Origin of the sequence: Mesorhizobium sp. M2A.F.Ca.ET.067.02.1.1 (genome assembly GCF_004023285.1) — a bacterium.
GTDB lineage: Bacteria > Pseudomonadota > Alphaproteobacteria > Rhizobiales > Rhizobiaceae > Mesorhizobium.
Genome location: NZ_RZSB01000438.1, coordinates 1 through 5,096, shown reverse-complemented (window position 1 = coordinate 5,096; position 5,096 = coordinate 1). Strand labels below are relative to the sequence as shown.

General features: G+C 56.7%; 2 protein-coding genes and 2 pseudogenes. 2 read left to right on the top strand and 2 right to left on the bottom strand.

What is annotated here, in order from left to right; genetic code table 11:
* A partial coding sequence (locus tag EOA28_RS24365) for a transposase (RefSeq protein ID WP_148670827.1) occupies positions 1-211 on the bottom strand: 211 nt, incomplete at its 3' end.
* Positions 212-1,014: 803 nt separating this feature from the next.
* Positions 1,015-1,214 (bottom strand): annotated as a pseudogene (locus tag EOA28_RS40415) (IS110 family transposase); the annotation flags it as partial.
* Between the two features lie 777 nt (positions 1,215-1,991).
* Between EOA28_RS40415 and EOA28_RS24360 the strand changes: the two are divergent.
* Both EOA28_RS24360 and EOA28_RS24355 read left to right on the top strand, forming a co-directional pair.
* Positions 1,992-3,374, top strand: coding sequence for an NAD(P)/FAD-dependent oxidoreductase (locus EOA28_RS24360; RefSeq protein WP_189342162.1), 1,383 nt, complete (start codon positions 1,992-1,994; stop codon positions 3,372-3,374).
* Positions 3,375-4,215: 841 nt separating this feature from the next.
* Positions 4,216-4,538, top strand: a pseudogene (locus tag EOA28_RS24355) (IS21 family transposase); the annotation flags it as partial.
* Positions 4,539-5,096: the final 558 nt, after the last annotated feature.

Genomic DNA, 5,096 nt, shown 5'->3' with positions numbered 1-5,096 from the left:
GCTCAACAGCCGCCTGCTTCTGAGCCTCAGAATACTTCGGAGCTTTTGCGGCACAGCCTACACGCAAGTCGCGATGCTGCTCGAACTCACGGCACCACGCCTTCAAAGCATTTTTGGTGGGATAACCCAGCTGACGAATAGTCGCCTTAACCCGCCTGCCAAGCTTTACATATAACTCGACCGCTCGGATTCTGTCTGCGTAGGAATACATGAACTACCTCCTGGTGGTCCAAGTTTTCGTCCGCACCCCCGCCGGGTCAGTTCTCAGTGAAAATCAACAGCCTCGCTCTACTGACCCGATCATGCGGCGGCCCAACGTCGACCGCGAAGAGAAGCGAGTGACCCGCGGGGCAACATGGTCCTAAAAATATCAGGAGGAGCTTGACCTCAACGACCCCAATCAGAGAAGCCTGCTAGACCCCGGCAAGACGACGGAGCCTCGCATAGCGGCTCCGGATATATTGCCTTCGACGGATGAGAACGTCTCGGCCCCTGCAATCTTATCACTATCGTGGCTCACTCCCACACCCCACACGATTGCTGTGTACGCTTCGCCGTGGTCGTCACCTCGCACTCGCAACAGTCACTACCGGGCGGGCGCTACCCCTTACCCGGGCCGGACTTGCACCGGCTGGACTCGCCAGCTTGGCCTGGCGCACCTCATCCTGATCGCCGCGCTATCGGAATCGCTCTGACGCAATCAGTGTGACGGTCTACGCATCATGGATAGATGCTACCTGCTGGTCCTGCTGCGATCAAACGACCTTACAGCAAGTCGCGGACAGCCTGCTTGGGCTATGGCTGAACTGCCTCCCATTTCGACCGGACACTCGGCATAAGCAGGAAGGCTCAAGCGCGGCAGAACAGCGCCGCCAGCCAGTATGGAATACGTGCGCTCGGTCCACTTCAGGCTTGCTTGCTCACGGCACTTGTCCTCAATCTGGTTTTCCGAACACTGCTGCAAACTCGTCGGCCATACGATCCTTAGACCTCTCGCGCAGCGCGCGATTTCTATCAAGCAGTGTGCATGTATCGCCCTCCGTGCCTCATGAGCGCCCAAACAATGCGCGCCATTTTGTTGGCGAGTGCAACACCGCAAGCATTGGTGGCTTGCGTCGAAGCATGTCCGCCAACCATCGGCTTGGGCTGCCTTTGCCTCGCCTCACCCACGACACGACGGCGCTTGCACCAACGATTAAAAGTCGCCCGAGAGAAGACTATCTTCAACGTTCGTTCAAAGCGCTGTTTACCACCACTGGATCGTTCAAGCGGCGTAAGCCAACGGACGGCCAACACTGGCAGGTCGAAGTACGCTGATGGAGTCAGTACGGCGAAACGCCTCAACCTGTTGATGGCCTTTGTCCAGGAGCCCACTTGGTCGCCTTGACGGCGTCAGACCAACACGACGACCAACATCACTCGACGGATCAAAGCGGTTGGCGCCTGGTGGCGGCACGGACGGCAGTGCCGTAGTGCGCTCTCATCAAGGTCATCAGCCAGTGAGATGTAAAGGCCAAGTCTGTTCGACGCGGTGCCCCAAACTTGACGCCGACTCCCGGCAGAACGACCTGCAGCTCATTCTCGATCGAGCGCGACTGCACTGCCCGTTTCGTCGCCGTAGGGTGTAGATTACTGTATCAGTATGCGCGCGAAGTGTTCTGCCAACAGACCTGTAATCAGTTTGCGGCAGGACGATAATCGCGACGCTCACCTGATCCACGATCTCTGCATCGTTTGGCCCTCCAGCCTGATCCGCGGATTTGAGTTGCACATGGAGTAAAATGCTGGAGAAGGGGACTCCGATGTGGGGTGGCGCCTGTCCATCTGGTACTGTCAACATCACCTGACGCAACGCTTCATCAGCATCATAGGATTAAGACAAAGGGCGTGCGCAACAGCAATCCGGTTCAAGACGAACGCTGTTGGTGCTGATATCAGCTTATAACGAAGCATTCATAAGACAACTTCTCACAATGTTCGGTGATCTTCACATGAGCCATGACGAATCAGTTGAACGCTCTAGACAATTGTCAAAAGCTGAGATGGAGGACCCTATATATGATGCGATAATTGTCGGATGCGGCTTTGCCGGCGCGATCGCCGCACGTGAATTGCGGAGAGAAGGGCGGGACGTGCTGGTGCTAGAGGCTCGTGCCCGGGTGGGTGGTCGCGCGTGGTTCAAGCCAAATGCCATCGGAGATGTCCCGCTTGAGATGGGCGGCAAATGGTTCTATCCCACGGAGCGGTTTATCTGGGCAGAGGCAGAAAGATACGGCCATTCGTTGGTGGAACCGATCGTTGTGGACTGGCCCTCGATCTGGTTGACGTCCGATGGTCTAGTGCAACGCTCTTTGCCTATCCCACTACCGGAACTCCCAGATATCGAACGATTGATCGTAGCAATCAATCAGGCCGCCCGCAGAATCGATGTTGACAGACCACTTTCCGAACAAGATTTGGCAGATCTGGATATATCCTTGACCGATTTTCTCGAGAAGGCAGGTCTTACGGCAGCGACGCGCTCGATCGCAGAAGCGTATCTGCAAGCCTATGCCTCTGCGCCCGCGGCGGACGTGTCTGCGTTGCATGTGATCCGGCGTGTCGCTGCCGCTGGAAGCGTTAGCGAGTTCGTGATGTCGAGTGCCGGCTATCGCCTGAGTTCCGGTACAGCGCCACTTGTGGAGGCAATCCTCTCTGACGCCAAGGCGGAGATGCGCCTTTCGCACCGTGTCCGAGCGATCCGCCAAGACAAAAACGGTGTAACAGTCGAATGTGAAGCAGATCAGTTTCGGGGACGAACAGCAGTTATCGCAGTGCCGCTGAATGTCCTAAAGAATATCGAATTCGAACCGCCGCTCAGTGAAGGGAAGCAACGTCTATCCGCAGAAGAACTCGCCTGCATCGGTACAAAGGTGTGGGCGACCGTGAGGGGAGCGCCAACAGATTTCTTCGCCTGCGGCAAAGGCGCGGGCTTAGACTGGCTTTCCAGCGAGGACATAATCATTGATGGCGGTGTCCTCATGGCGGGTTATGGCTCGGACGCGGATGCGCTAGATGTCACCAGCCATGAAGCTGTTCAGCGCGCGATTCGGTCGTTTTTGCCGAATGCCGAAGTCCTCGCGATTTGTGGTCACGACTGGCGACATGACCCTTTTTCACTAGAGACTTGGGCGGTCTTCCGACCCGGACAGATCACACGCTACGACCAACATCTCCGGACTGTTGAAGGATTGCTAAGTTTTGCCGGAGCTCACACAGCGCTGCATTGGCCCGGGTTCATTGACGGCGCAATCGAAAGCGGCTTTCGCTCCGCACGAGAGACGAGTGCCCTGCTTCACCAGCAAAGTCCTCTCGTGGTTGGAAGCGCCAAATGATGCGGTCAGAGTGGTTCAAATTCGTCATATTGAAGCGAGGGAGAATTGAGGTGGAGAATGCTCCGTCTTGGCGCCACCCCCCACGAGGACTATTAGTGCCCAAATCTAGTCGACGAATATCGCAGGGATCTCTGTGTGCGCCATCGGTGTCGGTATCGGCCTGACGAGCCGGGAAGACACGCGTGCGGATCGCAAAGGTATGAAATAACAGCCATAGGAGCGAAGCGGGCCAGATTACGATGTTCCCTGCGCGGGTGACTCCCTTTACCTGCGCAACTTGCCCGGCTTGCGAGTCGGGCTTTTTTCTAGCAGGTTCGAGTGCTGTCCCAAGCGTCCGTTTGTGAGTGCGATCCGTCAAAAGCGAGCTGTCGCTTGCAGTAAAATGTGAGAATGCGGCCGTTTAGGCTGAATTTGCATTTAAGGCTGAGAATCTCGACTGGATTCTCAAATTAACCCGCATGCTGCCTAGCAGGAATCGTTTCCGTGCCCAAAAGGGCCCAAGAACTATCGGGTTTCCAGGGCGTTCGGCTCGGTCAGGAAAGCAATAGGCCAGAAACCGCAGGATAGTTCCATAGGATAGGGCACAGATCATGAACAGGTAGGGAGCCGGCACGTACCCTAATGAACCAATGACGGTGGCATTCTTTTGGCATGATAGAAGGCCCGATGCTGCATGGCCGAGTGTCGTGCTCAAACGCCCGGTGCGGTATTCGCAACAGTCGACGGCCCGCATCAGTCAATCCGCTTAGCAGGTTCCGATCATCGTGGTCGGCATTTCATTGTGACGTGTCAAAGCGGGACCTAGGTGTTATTTGCTCCCCCCGCTACAAGCCGCCTTGCGCAGATGTGCGGGCATTACCTTGTCGAGCCGGAGCCTGCACGCCGGCGGCCGGCTAAGAGAAGGGGCAAGTCGAGAACCCGGTCGGGCTGGTGCGCGAGCGCTTCTTCACACCGAGGCTGCGCTTCAAGACGTTGGAGGATCTCAACGGCTGGCTGGCCGACAAATGCGTTGCCTATGCCAAGGCGCATCGGCATCCCGAACTGGGCGAGCGCACAATCTGGGACGTATTCGAAGAAGAGCGCGCCAGTTTCATTCCCTATGCCGGTCGCTTCGACGGCTTCCATTGCATTCCCGCGTCGGTGTCGAAGACCTGCACGGTGCGCTCGCTCGGCCGCCGATAAGCGGACATCCAGCCAACCACCTCATCAGCTCGCCCCACGACCACGGAGGTATCGGCGAAATCAGTACGGAGCAGGAGCTCGCAATAAGGCGAGTTGCGGTCCAGTTGCGGACTCCGGTGAGATCCCATACATCGGCTGCGTGATTGTACGCCTCTTTCGGAATGTCACTCGCGCCAATTGGCCGTCGGATTCCAAATACAAACTCGGGCTATCGTCGACCATCCGGATTCTCACAGCGAGGCACTCCAACTTTCGTAGTGTTAAGCAACCCAGGGCCGAAGGTGCTGGGATACCGACAAAGCCAGCCGCCAAATGCGACACGTTGCCTGGAGAGTTGTTCTCGGGTCCGGGGCGGCTACCGGTCGCTTGACTAAAGTTCCGAAGCAATCACCGCGGCCTCTGGCAAAGATCTTTGCTCTCGATCTTTGCTCCGAAACCTACAGCGGCCTGGAGGATATCATTCGCCGAAATGAGAGGGATTACGGTTTTGTAAAATTGCGTTTAAACACGCACAGTAGTGAACCAACGGCGGGGGGAGTT

Excerpts from the sequence above, each read along its gene's own strand:
- EOA28_RS24360 (WP_189342162.1), top strand. The coding sequence starts at position 1,992 with ATGAGCCATGACGAATCAGTTGAACGCTCTAGACAATTGTCAAAAGCT.